Genomic DNA, 15,682 nt, shown 5'->3' with positions numbered 1-15,682 from the left:
GCCGTGAGTCAACTTCTTATTGTAAACCAATTCTTAAAATCGCCGCCACGGGGCATGGCTTCAAGCACGTGTCACGCCCGACACGTAGCTACCAATCCCCATATAAGAAATGAAAGTGGTTAAGGGTAAAGTCCCTGGTCAGCTGCAAAGGCGGCGCCAGCAATACCCGCATTATTATCCAAACTTGCGGGGACAACTGGAGTCTTACATGTCAACAGCGGAATCCACTTTTCGTGTTCGCGACTGATTCCGCCGCCGACGATGATCCGTGACGGCCAAAACAGCGCCTCGTAGGTCTTAAGCACCTTGCTCACGCGCTCAGCCCACTCTTCGAAGCCGAGCCCCTCCACATCCTTAACTCTCGCGGATGCAAAGTGTTCGGCCTCCATGCCATCAATGATGAGGTGGCCTAACTCCGAATTGGGGTAGAGCAGTCCGTCATGAATAAGCGCCGAGCCGATGCCTGTACCAAAAGTTAGCAACAACACGGCGCCTGTCTTATTGCCCGGATCGCCAAACTGGACTTCAGCGAGGCCGGCAGCGTCAGCGTCGTTAAGCACGTGTGCCTTGTTGTTGGGCAGGTATTTAGCGAAGAGCTCTTGGCAGTTCGTATTAACCCAAGAACCGTCAATATTGGCGGCCAGCAAGGCAATCTGATTCTGTACGACGGACGGAATCGTGATGCCGACATCGGAATCCCACTTCGCAATGTCCACAATTTCTGCAATGGTCTCCGCAACCGCTTCCGGAGTTGCCGGCTGTGGCGTGAAAATTTTAATGCGGTCGCCAATAAGCTGCCCAGTTTCAAGGTCTACGCGGCCACCCTTGATTCCAGAGCCTCCCACGTCGATGCCAAATCCAATTCGTTGTCCCATAGCTCAAATTGTACGAAACAGACACAATGGGGGCATGAGCAATAACTCGCATGGCACCGAACAACTCGCTAACAGCGCGGATAATAGGGGGTCTGCTGCACCGAATAGCCCCGGGTCCGTGCGGCCCAGCGTCGGGGAATTGCGTGACCGCGCGGTACTTATCGCCCGCGCAGCCGCGGCGCACATCGCCAGTCGTCGGGTCGAACTCGGCTCCGATGGCGTTTTAGCAAGTTCCGAAACGAAGTCCTCAGCTGTTGACCCCGTCACCGTCGTCGACCGTGAATCTGAGGAGCTCATTCGTTCGCTTATCAAGACGTTTAGCAGCTCTGACCGCATTTTGGGCGAAGAAGGCGGGCTTGACGACGGCGCGAGTTCCCCAGCGCAGGCTGCCAACGAGGGCGAAGCGGTGACCTGGATTGTAGACCCCATTGATGGCACGGTGAATTTCCTTTACGGCCTGCCCAATTGTGCCGTGAGTATCGCTTGCGCCGTAGGCGATGAGGTAGTGGCGGGTGCAGTGGCAAATGTGTCCTCGGGAGAGATTTACAGTGCAGCTAAGGGAGAGGGCGCTCAGGTTTCTCGGCGGGACGGCACTGTGCAGACGCTTAGTTGTTCCCCAACGGCCGAGCTGGAAAAGACACTTGTGGCAACGGGATTCAGCTATTCCGCTAGTCTCCGGCAGGTGCAGGGCCGGATAGCGTCGCAGTTGCTGGGGGAGTGTCGAGATATTCGGCGCATGGGATCGGCGGCGCTGGATTTGTGCATGGTGGCGCACGGCCGTGTTGATGCGTATTACGAACACGACATCAAGATTTGGGATTATGCAGCTGGTGCTCTGATTGCGGCTGAAGCAGGCGCAAGGATTAGGGTCCCGGAATTCACTCAGTGTGCCAACGTTACTGGCCGGCCGGAGGGAGACCCGCTCGACTTTGGTGTCGGTGCGGCGAACTCTGAAGTTGCCGATGCGTTCTTCGAGGCATTGGATGGTGCTGTCGCGCAGGCTAGGAATTAGTGCGTCGGTCTAGGAGCAGGTGCTCGAGCCTAACGAGCTCAACCCCTCTAGGTCGGCTTGTTCGCCACGGTTCAATGCGGACATCGTTTCCTCAACCTGGCTGGCTACTTCGAGATCCTTAAACCCCTTACCCAAGGACACATCGACGGTTGCATCCGGCCGACCATCGTGGATGAGCTCAAAGCAGGGGAAAAGAGCGTGAAGCGCTGCGGCGTGGCCATTGAAGTCCTCGCCATAACGCAGCTGGCCGAAGCAACCGAGGTCTTGGTTTTCCACAATAGGGTCGTTGCCGTAGGGAACCTGCTCATCGAGGACAAAATCGAGCTGCCGCAATTGCTCGGCGACGGTTGTAGCCTGGCCGACTTTGCCGTTGGCATTATAAACGCGCACATGAACATCCGACGGTGGAACGACGTGCTCTCCGATTAGCGTGGTGGAGGAAACAGGGGGCCCAGCCGCGGGGAGGGAACAGGACACCGGATAACTTGCCGGTTGGCTGCGGAATGCCAACACCCACAACGTAGCGGCAATCACTACAGCAACGACGGAAACCACCACGTAGGGAACAATTTTTCGTCGATGTGACGTGCTCGAAGTGCTCGCGGGGCCTGAACTCATAGCCATCATGTTATCCTCTCCTCGGCTTATTGGCATAGAAACCTATTTTGACCTGCAGAGATGACAGATTGCGTGAATTGCCTTAATATCCGCTGAGAAAGGCGCTGGAGAGTACAGGGTGTCAATCGTCTCAACGCGTTGTATTCTCCGAGAAAAAGTCAGTTCACAATGTCTAGCAAAGGTCCAGAAAGAAGGTTTGGGACATGGCTGTAAACTACGATGCCCCGCGTACTCGTGAAACCGAAGAGCTGGAGACCGATTCCCTCGAGGGCCTTCAGGCTGCATCTGCTGAGAAGGAAATCGACGACACTGACGACGGCGAAATTGTTGAGCCGTTCGAGTTGCCGGTTGCCGACATCGCGGGTGAAGAATTCGATATGGATGTTGCCCCGAAGGGGGAGGATGAATTCACCTGTGGCTCCTGCTTCATGGTGATGCACCGCTCAATGATCGCAATCGATAACGGCGATGGATTCCCCATCTGTCAGGACTGTGCCTAATCCCCGCACAGCCGGGATAGCTTCCTAGGAAAAAGGAAAACCGCCACTACCACGGTTCTGGCGGCGCTGGGGCCGTCGGCAAGCGTGTAGCGGCGGTGAGAGATTTGACCTAGCGGTCGAAGAGACTGTCAAGCAGTGCCTCGGGGTGGCGGGTGGAGACCAGCCAATAGGGGGTGGGGTCGTCCGGATCGTCGAGGACTAGCAGCACCATCGTGGGAATCCACGTGTGTGTAACCAGGAACGCTGCTGGATCGAGCTGACGGCCCAACGCATTGCGCTGCGCGGACTTCGGGACCACCAGGGATTTGGCAACAACCGATGCTGGCAAAACTGCCGTGCCAGCGTGAAGCCAGCGTTCACCAGTGCTGTCCACTTCCACGGACACCGTGGTCTTCGACATAGTCAACAGCACCCACACGCCCACGGCCAGACAAATAATGCCGCCGATGACAAGCCAAATCGGTGAACGGTTAAAGCCAATCTGGGCCGTGCATACAAAAACGGCAGCAGCGCCGAGTACCCAGAACCACCAGGGAACCCAGAGCTTTTCGGAATAGACAATCGATGAATCTCCGCTCGAGCTCATTGCTATTGCCGCACCTTCAGAGACGGATGCTGAGCTGTCGTCGCGACGAGGCTGCAGGTTATCTTTTCCACTCACGGTTATCCATTCTAGGGCACGGCTATGCTCGGTACTGACAAGGCCGAAGTGCGGTTCTTAAAAGACGCGACAGCGAAGGATATACAAAGAGATGACTTATGCCCCGGTGCAAGTGAAAAAGCTCGCTAAAGACGCTGTGATTCCCCAGCGTGCGCATGCCGATGATGCCGGTGTGGATTTGAGCTCAGTGGAGGATGTCATCCTAGCACCAGGGCAGCGGGCGCTCGTGGGAACCGGTATTGCCATTGCTTTGCCGGCGGGCACAGTGGGATTGGTTCATCCTCGCTCCGGATTGGCTTTCAAAAAGGGGCTGTCCATCGTCAACGCACCCGGCACTATCGATGCCGGTTACCGTGGTGAGCTTAAAGTCTGCCTGATCAACTTGGACCCGACCAATGCGGTGGAGATCGCCAAGGGCGATCGAATTGCCCAATTGGTTGTGCAGAAGGTCGAGCTCAGCCCGATGGTGGAAGTCGATGAACTCGATGAAACTGAACGCGGTGCGGGCGGTCACGGGTCAACCGGAGTGTCCACGACGCTTTAAAACACCTCTGATAGCGCGGGGATCCTACTAAGTGTGGTTCAATGCGTGAAGAGCTCAATAAAGTGTTTACAAAGGCGTATACAAAGATTTCGTTTTAGCGAGGTGTCAATAAACCACCATGTGGCCATTTGGAAAGAAGAACCAGCCAGAAGAACCAGCTGCTGAGGCAGAGGCCGTTACCACCGACTCTGCGGCGCCAGCTTCTGAGGAGGCTACCGCAACCGTGCATGACGACGCGTCGGAAACCGCCGCGGAGAACGCACCAGCAAACGGCCCCTTCGATATCAACAGCGCTAGCCCGACGCAGTTTGATTTTTCGGACTTCGCGAAGGCCAGCCTGAACCTCGGTTCGATGCTGCTGCCTATTCCTCACGTTGGTGATATTCAGGTGGAGATGGGGCCGACAGGTCCAACCATGCTGCACGTCGCCACTGAGAATGGCCGCGTAACTCCTGTAGCATTCGCTGCTCCGACGTCGGGCGGTCTCTGGGAGGAGTCCGCTCAGGAAATCAAGGACGGTCTTGAGTCCGATGGCCTCGATGTCCATGTCGAGCAGGGGCCGTGGGGTTCTGAGGTCGTAGGTCGCACCTCCGACATGGAAATGCGAATCATCGGCGCCGACGGCCCGCGTTGGATGCTTCGCATGACGGCCTCCGGTCCAGCTAATCGGGCGGAGGAACTCGCGGACCTCGCCCGCGGTCTCCTTGCCCGTAGCTTCGTCTCTCGCGGTGAGAACCCGATGCCAGCAGGTCAGCCGCTTCCGGTTACGCTGCCGTCCCAGATGGCCGAGCAGATTCGTCAGGCATACCAGCAGCAGACCCAGGCTGCCCAAGCTGAAGGTGAACCCGGGCAGGTGCCAGGCGCTACTGGTATCAACCCAGATGGCTCCACCAATTAGTTTGGTCAACCCGCCAGCAGAGAGAAGCTAGCTGCTTGACCAGTTAGAAAAGGATCTGCAGGCGCGACTGTGCACTGCCCGCCGCCGTCACCCGACAGCGGCTTTTCTCTTGTCAGCGGGTAGTATCACACTGCGTGAACATCGAAGTGACTATTGACCGTCCCGCTGCCGGCGGAGAATTCATTGCCAGCTACGACGGACGAATCGGTTTCGTCACCGGCGGTATCCCCGGCGAACGCGTTGTTGTCGAAATTGCCAAACCTGATGCCAAGCTGTGGCGCGGCAATGTCGTTGAGGTTCTGGATGCCTCAGAGCATCGAATTACGCAGCGTTGCGAAGCAGCTCAGCAGGGCGCGGGCTGTTGCGACTGGGGTTTTATTGATCCTGAGCACGCGGCGCGTCTCAAGGCTGATGTCTTGACCGATTGCCTGCGCCGTCTTGGACGTTTCACCGCCGACGAGCTGCCAGCTATCGATGTTCTTCCACTGGCTCCGACCTCCCGTTGGCGCACGCGCGTGCGGCTGGGTGTGGATTCCCAGGGACGAGCGGGATTACGGCGTTCCCGTTCCCACGAGCTCGTCATCGGCTCCGAGTGCGTCCAAACAGTTCCCAATCTCATCGCTGGCTTTTCGACGGCCGGAACCATCCCCGCCGCTAAGCCTGCTCGCGGTCGCGGGAGCAAGAAGCCGAAGCCAGGAGAACTCCATGTGGCCATGGACACGGAGGGTAACCGAAGTGCTGTGTACGTTTCCGGCAGCGGCAGGAACCGCAAGCAAACGGTGATTGAAGGCGAGCCAACCACACAGCACACTGTTCACGGAATCACTTTCGATGTGCCGACTACCGGTTTTTGGCAAGCCCATTGCCATGCCCCTGAGTTCTATGGATCGCGCATCATTGACCTGTTGGCCGGTCAGTCTTTCTCCTGTGGTTGGGATCTTTACGGTGGCGCAGGCGTTCTGTCGGCGGCACTTCGCAAGCTTGTTGACGCAGAGGGCTCAATTCTCTCTGTCGAGGGTTTTGCAGCGGCAGCGACGGCGGGGCGCAAGGCCTTCACTGCAGCTGACCACAGTGCGAATGCGTCGCCTGCGGCACCAGTCCGGTTCGTTACTGGGGATGTCGCCGAAGTAGTGCGCCGCGAAGTTGCTAATGAGGAAACTCCAAACCCGGATATCGTTGTTCTCGACCCTCCGCGCTCCGGTGCTGGTAAGGATGCCATTGCCGCTATTGCTGAGGCAAAGCCACGCGTGGTTGTACATTTCGGTTGCGATCCGGCGACTTTTGCCCGCGATGCCCGGTACTGGGCTGACTACGGCTACGCGTTCAAACACCTCGAGGTCGTGGACGCATTTGGTCTAACGCATCACTTTGAAACCATCGCAGTGCTGGAGCAGCTGTAGCTAGAGTGGCTGCCGCATGGGCGCAAGAACGTTGGCGCCGATCACGTCGGCAAGCAAATGTGCCTGCCATGGGCGGAAACCCTGTTCGCTGAGGTGAGCGGAGATTTCGGTAACGGCTGGCAGGCCGCCAGCGTAGTTGTCGTGGTGGCGGAAAACGAATGAGCCGACTGCGCGGCTGTGAATCCACCACACCAGTTCACGTGTCTGCGCGGAGGTAATGAGTGTGTCTTTGCGCAGGTGGATTTGGGCACAGACGTTGTCGATGCAGTCTCGCGTGGTTTCGAAAATTTCGGCGGCTTGTGGGGCATGCTCAGCCCAACGTCGAAAGTGGGGCATCTGGTTGGGAGCCTGCTTCTGGGGCTTCGGCCATGACGACCTGGGTTCCTGACGGGCTTCATTAACGACCTTCAACCAAGCGTCCGCGGCACCGCGACGGCGACGTGGAAATCCACGGATTGCAGTTAGTTCACGCTGCGTACCGGGGAGTTGTTCTGCGATTGTACGTAGAACGCTGTGACCCATGACGTGTGTTGGGGAGACATCACGGCGCTGCGCGATTTCGTCACGCTCAGTCCACAGTGCACGGGCGACGTTAAGTTGTTCGGGAGTGCGCAGCTTCCCAATCCCTTTGAGCCCCTGCCACGAGTGTACGACGTGCAGACCATCGAGGTATTTACGGTTTAGAGCGAGTTCGCGTTCGCATTCCTGTTCCAGCCATTCCAAACGGTCGAGCTCAGTCAGCGCCTGACAAAGAACCTCGGCGAGTTCGATGAGCAGCTCGACATCCAAGGCTGCGTAGTCCAGCCAATCTGCTGGCAGTGGACGAGTAGACCAATCCTCTCGACCGTGCCCCTTGGCAAGTCCAACTCCGAGGAGTCGCTCTGTCAGAGCTGCTAAGTTGACTCGCTCCAGGCCGAGAAGGCGGCCGGCCAGCTCAGTGTCAATGACTTTGGTGGGGTAGAGACCCAGAGCTGCGAGGCAGGGAAGGTCAGAATGAGCGGCGTGAATAATCCAGGTCAGGTCGTTGACTGAGGAACCGAAAACGGCCATCGCCTTGCGACCATCTTCGGGATCGATGAGAAAGGTGCCCGCTCCACGGCGGCGAAATTGAAGCAAGAAGGCGCGGTCGTCGTAGCGATATGCCGAAGCTCGTTCAGTATCGACTGCGAGCCAACCGTGTCCTTTGGCCAGCTGCTCACCGGCGTCAATAATGTCGTCGATGGCAGAAAGCACGCGTGGAGTTCCCTCGGCTGGGGCAAGTCTTACTTCTACGTCGGGACTAGTTTCCACGTCGGAGCTCATCGCACGCCTCTTCGGTCGTCGGTATCAGCAGTCGCCGGTATCAGCCCAGCAGGGAAACGCCGACGGGTGGCAGACCAGCGACGTTCGCTAGTACCTGAGCGAAGGATTCAACGTGGGTGCGCAGGTCGGTGCCACGAGCAGTCCACGATGCGCGCATTTCTAATTGAAAGGCCTGTGGCTTGCCGCCGATCTCGCCATAGCGGACAGAGTTCGTAGTAGTCACCGTGCCACCCAAGTTCGACAGTTCGGCGTTGTTCTCAGCCAGAGCCTCAGTGAGCCATTGCCAGGCAACCTGGGGAAGCAACGGATCTTCCGCGAGGGAGGCATCCATATCCGCCTGGATGTATGCAACCAAGCGCATGTCACCGTCCCAGGTTTCCTCACTGCGGGGGTCATGGAGCAAAATTAAACGACCAAAGGCATCGTCGTCCGAGGACTCGGGGACGATATCAGCTTCGGGCTGCGTGACCTCAAGCGAGACAGCGTGGCTAAACGGTGCCAGCTTCTGCGGTGGCCGAACGGTGCCCAGAGCAATCTCAGGTCGCAGTTCAGCAGAGTGCATTGACTGGACCGCGGCGCGGAAGTTCTGTGGCATTGAATCGGTTCCATTCACGCGCCTGAACTTAGCCATATGACGCTTGCGTTAGTGGGAGGCGCGCCGAAAAGAGTGGGAAGCGACCAAGCGGTTCGTCGAAAACGCACAGCAGGGCGAGAGAATTTCCTGTTCTTAGTACCCCACATATCAATTTCTAAGGTAAGTGGGGCATGATTGTCCGTATGAACAATCGTCGCACTTTGACTGATGCCCCGATTCTTGATGCAGCTTACGGTCGAACTCCTTCGCGCCGCCCGGTGTGGTTTATGCGGCAAGCTGGTCGTTCACTGCCTGAGTACCGTGAGGTGCGCAAGGACATCGGTATGTTGGACTCTTGCTTCCGCCCGGAACTGCTCGCTGAGATTACTATGCAGCCGGTACGTAGGCACGACGTTGATGCTGCGATTCTTTTTTCCGATATCGTCGTGCCGCTGAAGGCTGCGGGTGTCAACCTGGATATTGTTCCTGGCCGCGGTCCAGTAATGGATACTCCGGTGCGCTCGGAAGCAGACATCAAGGCTCTACCGGAAGTCACGGAAGAGCAACTCGCTCCGGTGGCCGAGGGTATCGGCCTCATTCTGCAAGAGCTGAATGATACCCAGGCACTCATTGGTTTCGCCGGTGCACCGTTCACCTTGGCGTCGTACCTGATTGAAGGCGGTCCATCCCGCAATCACGAGCGCACTAAGGCGCTGATGCACTCGGACCCTGAATTGTGGGATCACCTGATGCAGAAAATCACTCCGATGGTGATTGCTTTCCTGCGCGCGCAGATTGGCGCTGGTGTGGACGCTATTCAGCTCTTCGACTCCTGGGCTGGCTATCTCACCGAGCGTGATTACCGCCGCTTTGTGTTGCCGTACTCGAAGGAAATCTTCCAGGCTGTCGCCGACGCCGGCATTCCGCGCATCCACTTCGGTGTGGGCACCGGCGAGCTTCTCGGTGCGATGGCTGAAGCCGGCCCAGAAGTCATGGGCGTCGACTGGCGCGTGCCACTGGACGTTGCTGCCAACCGCATTCGTGCCACGCTTTCCGACGTTCACCGAGGCGCAGACCCGGCGGAAAACAGCCTTGCATTGCAGGGCAACCTTGACCCGGCGATTCTCTTTGCCAGTGAAGATGCAATGACCCAAGAGATTCAGCGCATCTGCTCTGAGGCGGACCGTGCAATTAAGCGTGGTGACGCCCGTGGACATATCTTCAACTTGGGTCACGGGGTGCTACCGAATACCGATGCCGACGCGATTACGCGCGCCGTTGAGATCATTCACGCAACGTAAAAGCCGACGCAACAGGCGTGTAAAACACGCACTAGCTAATTTCCTACAAGTCTTATCGACCGTGCCCGCTCGAGGCGCGGGCATAGAGAAAGCGTACGAAATACCGTGGTTGCACAACCTTCTACCATTGCCGTCATAGGTGGCGGTATCTCCGGCCTGAGCGCAGCGTATGAGTTGCGTAAAAAGCTCGGACCCGCCGCAAGAATAATTGTCATCGAGTCCAGTGCACAGGTCGGCGGCAAGCTGAAGACTCGACCAGGAGCTAACGGCCCTCTTGAGGCGGGCGCTGAGGCGTACCTGGCGTTCCGTCACGATGCCACCGATTTTTTCAAGGAACTCGGGTTGGCAGATCAGCTAGTCGCCCCTTCGGGGCTGCCTTCCAAGCTCTACATTGGCGGTGAACTCAAGGACCTTCCGCGTAACACGGTCACCGGTATTCCAGGAAGTTCAGAAGGGTTGGGCTACCTCCTCAGCGAGGCCACCCTCGCCAAGATTGATGCCGAGTCGAACCCCGAGCTCACTCCAGCCTTGCACTGGGTACTGGGTGACGACATGAATGTCGGCCAGCTGGTCGCGGCGCGGCTCGGTGAGGAAGTCGTTGACCGCATCGTCTCCCCGCTGCTCGGGGGCGTCTACTCAACCACCGCATACGATCTGGGTCTGCGTGCGACCATCCCACAGCTGGCGGCAGCGCTTGATGAAATGGCTAGTGTCGGTGACCATGTCAGCCTCACCGGCGCTGTCCAGCGCGTTCTGGAAGCACGTAAGGAGGCGCAGCAGGCGCGTCTGAGTAGTGAGGCTGCGACAGATTCGACGAAGACGAAGCGACCGGTGGTCTTCCAAACGTTCCGCGACGGCTTCGAGGTTCTCTACAACACGCTTGTCGACGAATCGGGAGCCGAACTCCTCTTGTCGACGAAGGCTACTGGTCTGCGCCAGCATGACAACGGCTTTGAGGTGACAGTGGAACTGCCGTCGGAAAGCGGCACGAGCATTAGCACTATCGACGTCGACGGTGTTGTCGTGGCGGCACCTTCTGCAACCACATCGGAGCTGTTGAGCAATCTTGCGCCAGAGGCGGCCGAGCTCATTGGTGGGGTAGACACGTCGAACTCGGCGGTGGTCGGTATGTGTTTCGACTCGTCGGAAGGACTGCCGGAGATCAACGGCGTGTTGTGCGAGATTGGTGCTGACCTGTCCGCGAAAGCTTTTACAGTGTCGTCCCGGAAGTGGCCACATATTGGTGAGCGCTACGGTGCCGTTGTGAGGGCAAGCTTCGGCCGTTTTGATGATGACTCGCACGTGCATCGTAGCGACGAGGACCTCATCGCCAGGGCAAAAGCAGATTTGGCTAAGGCGACTGGCTTTGATGCCGAACCGACAGCGGTTTTCGTCCAGCGTTGGTGGGCGGGGATTCCACGCTTCGATATGGGGCATGGAGGCCTGATGGATTTTGCTCGCCAGGATTTGGCCGAGGTGCCTAAGCTTGCAGCAACAGGGGCGTGGCTCAGTGGCCCGGGCATTCCGGAATGTATCTCCAACGCCAAGGCTGCGGCCAGCAAGATTGCTGCGGAGCTGGCATAAAGCTGCGAGATTGGTGCTGAGTACGAAACTGGCGCTGACCCATCGTTTTTAAACAAACCTTTCAACCGAACTAGGAGACAACTAATGACCAAGCTCGATTTCAAGAAGCTCAACGACACCATCCGCTACACCATGTGGTCTGCCTTCAAGGTGACCCCAGGTGCACTCGGTGATAACCGCGAAGAGGCAGTGGCTAAGACCAAGGAATTCCTGGCTCGTTACGAAGACACTGATCTGATCATCCGTGGTTTCTACGATGTTTCGGCCATGCGTGCTGAAGCCGACTTCATGTTCTGGATCCACGCAGAGAAGCTGGAAGACCTGCAGGCGTTCTACAACGCCTTCCTGCGCGAGACTCCGCTGGGCAAGGCATCCACTCCGCACTGGTCGAACGCTGCGCTGCACCGTCCAGCTGAGTTCAACAAGTCGCACCTGCCGTCGTTCATCATGGGTGAAGAGCCGGGACGATGGATTGCGGTTTACCCCTTCGTTCGTTCCTACGACTGGTACCTGCTGGAGCCGACCGAGCGACGCCGCATCCTTGCTGAACACGGTATGGCCGGTCGTGACTACCCGGATGTGCGCGCCAATACTGTCCCGGCGTTCGCACTCGGTGACTACGAGTGGATCCTTGCATTCGAGGGGCCGGAGCTCGACCGCATTGTGGACTTGATGTGGAAGATGCGTTACACCGAGGCTCGTCTGCACGTCCGCGAAGAGATTCCGTTCCACACGGGACGTCGCGTCGATGACATCGCAGAGATCATCAACGTTCTGCCGTAGCTCACGCAATCAACGAGAGAATCAGCAGCGCCGCTGGTCAAGCCCCGTTAACTGACGGGATTTTGACCAGCGGCGCTGCTTCTCTATCTAGTTATTCAGCCGTCTTGTCCGGTTCGAGCGTGAGTGAAATTGAATTGATGCAATAACGCAGGTCGGTCGGAGTATTGTATCCCTCACCCTCAAAGACGTGGCCGAGGTGAGACTTGCAACGACTGCACAGCACTTCGGTACGGACCATACCGAGGCTGGTGTCTCGGCGCTCAATAATCCGGTCTCCAGCTAGTGGAGAGAAGAAGGATGGCCAACCGCAGTGAGAGTCGAACTTCTCGTTCGACCGAAACAGCTCGTAACCACAGGCCCGGCAGCGGTAGACACCTTGAGTCTTGGTATCGGTGTACTCACCGGTGAAGGCGCGTTCAGTACCTGCCTGACGCAAAACCTGGTACTCCGCGGCACTGAGGCGTTCGCGCCATTCTTCTTCGCTCAGATTCCAGTCTTCGCTATGCGAATCAACCATTCTGAATAGCCTCCTCAGACTTGAGATCAGATTCCTGATTAGACTTCCTGCCTGCTATCTTCCAGTCGCTCAGCCAGCTGAAGCCGGATGCAAAGCTACGCCCATTGACGGCATCCACAATCGTCATTCGAATGAGTGCTGCCGTGATGGAGAGAATAAGAACGGCCCATCCAATACCGCCGATTGCAACCGTGAACCACGGGAAAAAGAGGTCATCTTCATCAATCCACCAATTGGCGTAGAAGAAACAGAGTACGACTCCGAGTCCTGCGCCCCAATTCAACATGACTGTCGAACCAATTTTTCCTTCATTGTCGCGAGCCAAAACCAATGGGCGAAGCACGGTGAGAACCATTGGCAAGAGCGTCATCGAGTAGTACTGCTGGCCCAGGCTGGAAAGGAAGAACGCGCCGGTGAAGAGAACTCCGGAAGTCGTAGCAATCCAGAATATCTCATCCCTTTCGAGCCAGCGAAGAAGGAGCACGACGGATACCAAGACGAAAATGCCGAAAAAGATCTGCCACAGCAAAATCAGGGTCGGATGGGCACCTAGCCAAACAAGCTGTCCAGTCAGTGAAGCATTTGCAAAGTCACGGACAACTCCCAGGTAGGGGACGGTGATATCTAGGTAGTCACGTGGTTGGACCATGAGCGGCCACGCAATGACATTGGCTGCAATTACCACTCCGATACTGGTCAGTACCGTAGAGAACTGCCTGCGCATGAACGGTAGGAACAGCATTGGCAAGAAAACAGGTTTAATGGTGATTGCGATACCGATGATCAGGCCGGCCAGGATATTGCGCCGCTCGGTCAGAGCAATAAAAAACAGCACTAATGCAAGGAAGAGTGAACCGTTGACGTTCGTAAAATCAAGGGTGTTGGTAACGGGTTCCGTGAGGTAGAGCAGTGCTATCGACGCTGGAATGATGGGGCCAGAGCGCGCAATACCAAGCCACCTCAGCAGCAATACAATTGCCGCAATGATTGCAGCTGACTGAAACACCGCAAACCAGATTCGGCCCGATTCAAGCGAGCCGAACAAATCAATCGGGGCTAAAAGTAGGGTAGCGCCTGGGGAATACAGATAGTGCGGATCGGCTGTTACGTAGTCTTCCGAATAAACGGGTACCTGCGATACGAATCGATTAATTGCCGACCAGACGGTCGTAAAGTCATCTGTGCCAGAAACGTCTTTCGGCAAAACCCAGGTGCGGTGAAAAATCACCACAGCTGCGATAGGCCACAAGAAAGCGCTGAGTCCTCGCGACACGTGCCGAGACAGAGGGCGTGGAGCCACCGAATTTGTCTCTGGCGTGTCCTTGGACGTTTGCGTTAATGCCGTTGCGCTTGCGCTCACGTCGATTTTTGGTTTACTCACAATACTCCACCCTACTGGGTGAAGCTGCGGGAATAGCGTAGGAAGATGTGTGAGTCGGAACGTAGGATATCCCGCACTTCAAAAGCCTGCGGGTTCGTCGAGTTCCCGTCATCATCAGGGTCGTTCTCGCCGAAAGCCAGGGGACCGTTACCCACCCACATCGGCGACAACGTCAGGAACAGTTCGTCGACGCACCCCTTTTTGAATGCTTCTCGATACATCGTCGGTCCACCCTCTACGACAATGTCCCGATACCCATGTTCAGCCAGCCAGGTTAACGCCGCTTTTACCGAGGGGTTAGGGAGCTTAACGACGCGAGCCCCGGCCGACTCCATCTTTTTAGCTTTGTTCTTGTGAGCGGTCTTTGCTCCTTCATCATTAAAAGCGTCCTCAGTCGGGGTGAAGATTATCGGAGGATTGACTTCTGCATTCGCGAAAAAGTCGGATTCTATATCTAGATCCAACGAGCGCGAAAGTGTGGACATCGCCACGTGCTCGGAGCGACCTAGCTTCTGTCGAACGGCCTCTAGGTACTCCGGTATCTCAACTGGCCCGTACCCCTCGGACGCAATGGTGCCTGTACCAACGAAAACGACGTCGGCAAGCGCGCGAAGCGTGTTGAAAACCGTGGCATCGGTGTCGTTGCCAAGCTGGCCCGAGGTGCCTTCGACGGCGCCGCGTCCGTCCAAGCTGGTGACGGCGATGGCCGTGACGGTGGAGGTGTTGTGAGACGCCGCCGCTGTATCATGTGTCGTTTGCGCAGGTCGAGAAAGAAACTGCAGAATTTCGTCGGTCGATGGGCTTACGGAGGTGAGTGTAGCCATACCGCCGAGGTTAAGCCGACGATTGCAGAATAGGCAAGGCCTGGCTTATAAGGGAAGTGTTATAATCGTTGTCATTTATAAGGATTGGACTTATAGTAGGGGCATGCGACTAACAGATACTCTTGAGAAGGCATTCAACGACCAGATCACTATGGAGCTCACCGCTTCCCACGTCTACCGCCAGCTGGCAATCGAACTGGACCTGCTGGATTTCTCCGGCATGGCAGAGTGGATGCGTGCACAGGCGGATGAGGAAGTTGATCACGCGAATCAGTTCATCGCACACCTCGATGCTCGCGACAACCACCCGCAGATTGGTGCTGTCGACGCACCGGAGGTGAAGGTCACTTCCGCAATCGATGCATTCCGCATTGCTCTCGAGCATGAAGAGAAGGTTTCGGCATCTATCCGTAACCTCCGCAAGCTTGCTGATAGCGAGGGTGATCTCGACTCCCGCCCGCTGCTGGACAGCTTCGTGGTTGAGCAGATTGAGGAAGAGGACACCGTGCGTGGCATCATCGGTCGCCTGGAGATCGTTGGCGACAACGGTGCTGGCCTGCTGCGTATCGACCGGGAGCTTGGCGCTCGCGACGCAGCTTAATATCGAGCTCGGTTCGCAGTTTGGATAGAAATGACCGCCCTGGGGCTAACTGCCTAGGGCGGTCATTTCTATTTAGCTGGGGTATCAATTGATGGGCTTGGCGTCCAGCCAAACCGAAATTCGGGGAGCTGTCATGGGCTGACCGTCCATAGCATTTAGACGAGCGAGCTGCTCAGCAAAGCTCGCCGAATTGGAAAACCTGCCAGCCGAGACGCCCGCCGGACAATATTTTTCCTGCTTAACCCGGGGGAGCGGTAGGACTCGATGAAATTGGGGGTTAAGTAGCAAAAAGTGTGTCCGCTCGGCG

Annotated in this window: 17 protein-coding genes; 9 read left to right on the top strand and 8 right to left on the bottom strand. The window is 57.0% G+C overall.

Annotated elements, in window-relative coordinates:
* Nucleotides 1–119 precede the first annotated feature (119 nt).
* Complete coding sequence (gene ppgK, locus HMPREF2681_RS09460; protein WP_042388657.1) at nt 120–875, bottom strand: polyphosphate--glucose phosphotransferase; 756 nt, start codon at nt 873–875, stop codon at nt 120–122.
* A 34-nt stretch (nt 876–909) separates the two neighbouring features.
* Here ppgK and HMPREF2681_RS09455 point away from each other — a divergent pair, with 34 nt between their 5' ends.
* Entirely contained in the window at nt 910–1,887 is a 978-nt protein-coding gene (locus HMPREF2681_RS09455) for an inositol monophosphatase family protein (protein ID WP_070546932.1), read from the top strand.
* 9 nt (nt 1,888–1,896) lie between these two features.
* Here the strand turns inward: HMPREF2681_RS09455 and HMPREF2681_RS10985 are convergent, their stop codons facing one another.
* Nucleotides 1,897–2,505, bottom strand: a complete 609-nt coding sequence (locus HMPREF2681_RS10985; RefSeq protein ID WP_168161654.1) for a LytR C-terminal domain-containing protein — start codon at nt 2,503–2,505, stop codon at nt 1,897–1,899.
* A 203-nt stretch (nt 2,506–2,708) separates the two neighbouring features.
* On the opposite strand from HMPREF2681_RS10985, the gene HMPREF2681_RS09445 reads away from it, so the two are divergent.
* The gene (locus tag HMPREF2681_RS09445) at nt 2,709–3,005 is read left to right on the top strand and encodes a DUF4193 family protein (protein ID WP_016422655.1); all 297 of its coding nucleotides are present in this window, start codon (nt 2,709–2,711) and stop codon (nt 3,003–3,005) included.
* A gap of 109 nt (nt 3,006–3,114) precedes the next feature.
* Here HMPREF2681_RS09445 and HMPREF2681_RS09440 read toward each other — a convergent pair whose 3' ends face one another.
* The gene (locus tag HMPREF2681_RS09440; RefSeq protein WP_049173043.1) at nt 3,115–3,591 is read right to left on the bottom strand and encodes a DUF3093 domain-containing protein; all 477 of its coding nucleotides are present in this window, start codon (nt 3,589–3,591) and stop codon (nt 3,115–3,117) included.
* A gap of 166 nt (nt 3,592–3,757) precedes the next feature.
* Here HMPREF2681_RS09440 and dut point away from each other — a divergent pair, with 166 nt between their 5' ends.
* The 3 genes from dut to HMPREF2681_RS09425 all read left to right on the top strand — a co-directional run bounded on the left by dut (nt 3,758) and on the right by HMPREF2681_RS09425 (nt 6,508).
* Nucleotides 3,758–4,210 carry a dUTP diphosphatase gene (gene dut / locus HMPREF2681_RS09435; RefSeq protein WP_049173041.1) on the top strand — a complete coding sequence of 151 codons (453 nt, stop codon included), beginning with the start codon at nt 3,758–3,760 and terminating at the stop codon, nt 4,208–4,210.
* Nucleotides 4,211–4,328: 118 nt separating this feature from the next.
* The gene (locus HMPREF2681_RS09430) at nt 4,329–5,108 is read left to right on the top strand and encodes a DUF3710 domain-containing protein (protein ID WP_069358721.1); all 780 of its coding nucleotides are present in this window, start codon (nt 4,329–4,331) and stop codon (nt 5,106–5,108) included.
* A gap of 134 nt (nt 5,109–5,242) precedes the next feature.
* Nucleotides 5,243–6,508 (top strand): class I SAM-dependent RNA methyltransferase, encoded by a 1,266-nt coding sequence (locus HMPREF2681_RS09425; RefSeq protein ID WP_070546929.1) that lies wholly within the window; start codon nt 5,243–5,245, stop codon nt 6,506–6,508.
* On the opposite strand, the gene HMPREF2681_RS09420 is transcribed toward HMPREF2681_RS09425, so the two are convergent.
* On the bottom strand, nt 6,509–7,810 hold the full coding sequence (locus tag HMPREF2681_RS09420; RefSeq protein WP_069358719.1) for an HRDC domain-containing protein: 1,302 nt from the start codon (nt 7,808–7,810) through the stop codon (nt 6,509–6,511).
* 40 nt (nt 7,811–7,850) lie between these two features.
* Nucleotides 7,851–8,405 (bottom strand): DUF3000 domain-containing protein, encoded by a 555-nt coding sequence (locus tag HMPREF2681_RS09415; RefSeq protein ID WP_016422661.1) that lies wholly within the window; start codon nt 8,403–8,405, stop codon nt 7,851–7,853.
* Between the two features lie 170 nt (nt 8,406–8,575).
* Between HMPREF2681_RS09415 and hemE the strand changes: the two genes are divergently transcribed.
* The 3 genes from hemE (at nt 8,576) to hemQ (ending at nt 12,052) form a co-directional block, all read left to right on the top strand.
* Nucleotides 8,576–9,685, top strand: a complete 1,110-nt coding sequence (hemE, locus tag HMPREF2681_RS09410; protein WP_070546926.1) for a uroporphyrinogen decarboxylase — start codon at nt 8,576–8,578, stop codon at nt 9,683–9,685.
* A 105-nt stretch (nt 9,686–9,790) separates the two neighbouring features.
* Entirely contained in the window at nt 9,791–11,269 is a 1,479-nt protein-coding gene (hemG, locus tag HMPREF2681_RS09405) for a protoporphyrinogen oxidase (RefSeq protein WP_049173033.1), read from the top strand.
* Nucleotides 11,270–11,353: 84 nt separating this feature from the next.
* The gene (gene hemQ / locus HMPREF2681_RS09400) at nt 11,354–12,052 is read left to right on the top strand and encodes a hydrogen peroxide-dependent heme synthase (RefSeq protein WP_049173031.1); all 699 of its coding nucleotides are present in this window, start codon (nt 11,354–11,356) and stop codon (nt 12,050–12,052) included.
* A gap of 91 nt (nt 12,053–12,143) precedes the next feature.
* Here the strand turns inward: hemQ and msrB are convergent, their stop codons facing one another.
* The 3 genes from msrB to HMPREF2681_RS09385 form a co-directional block, all read right to left on the bottom strand.
* Nucleotides 12,144–12,569, bottom strand: a complete 426-nt coding sequence (msrB, locus tag HMPREF2681_RS09395) for a peptide-methionine (R)-S-oxide reductase MsrB (protein ID WP_048733231.1) — start codon at nt 12,567–12,569, stop codon at nt 12,144–12,146.
* Nucleotides 12,562–13,818, bottom strand: coding sequence for a glycosyltransferase family 87 protein (locus HMPREF2681_RS09390; protein WP_246815949.1), 1,257 nt, complete (start codon nt 13,816–13,818; stop codon nt 12,562–12,564). Before HMPREF2681_RS09390 ends, msrB begins: the two co-directional genes overlap by 8 nt.
* A gap of 143 nt (nt 13,819–13,961) precedes the next feature.
* Entirely contained in the window at nt 13,962–14,774 is an 813-nt protein-coding gene (locus HMPREF2681_RS09385; RefSeq protein ID WP_049189727.1) for a dihydrofolate reductase family protein, read from the bottom strand.
* 103 nt (nt 14,775–14,877) lie between these two features.
* Between HMPREF2681_RS09385 and HMPREF2681_RS09380 the strand changes: the two genes are divergently transcribed.
* The gene (locus HMPREF2681_RS09380; protein ID WP_070438323.1) at nt 14,878–15,375 is read left to right on the top strand and encodes a ferritin; all 498 of its coding nucleotides are present in this window, start codon (nt 14,878–14,880) and stop codon (nt 15,373–15,375) included.
* Nucleotides 15,376–15,682: the final 307 nt, after the last annotated feature.

The sequence above is a fragment of the Corynebacterium sp. HMSC064H12 genome, assembly GCF_001809925.1.
Lineage (GTDB): Bacteria > Actinomycetota > Actinomycetes > Mycobacteriales > Mycobacteriaceae > Corynebacterium > Corynebacterium jeikeium_D.
The sequence above is the reverse complement of the archived record's forward strand: the minus strand, read 5'-3'. Positions and strand labels throughout refer to the sequence as shown.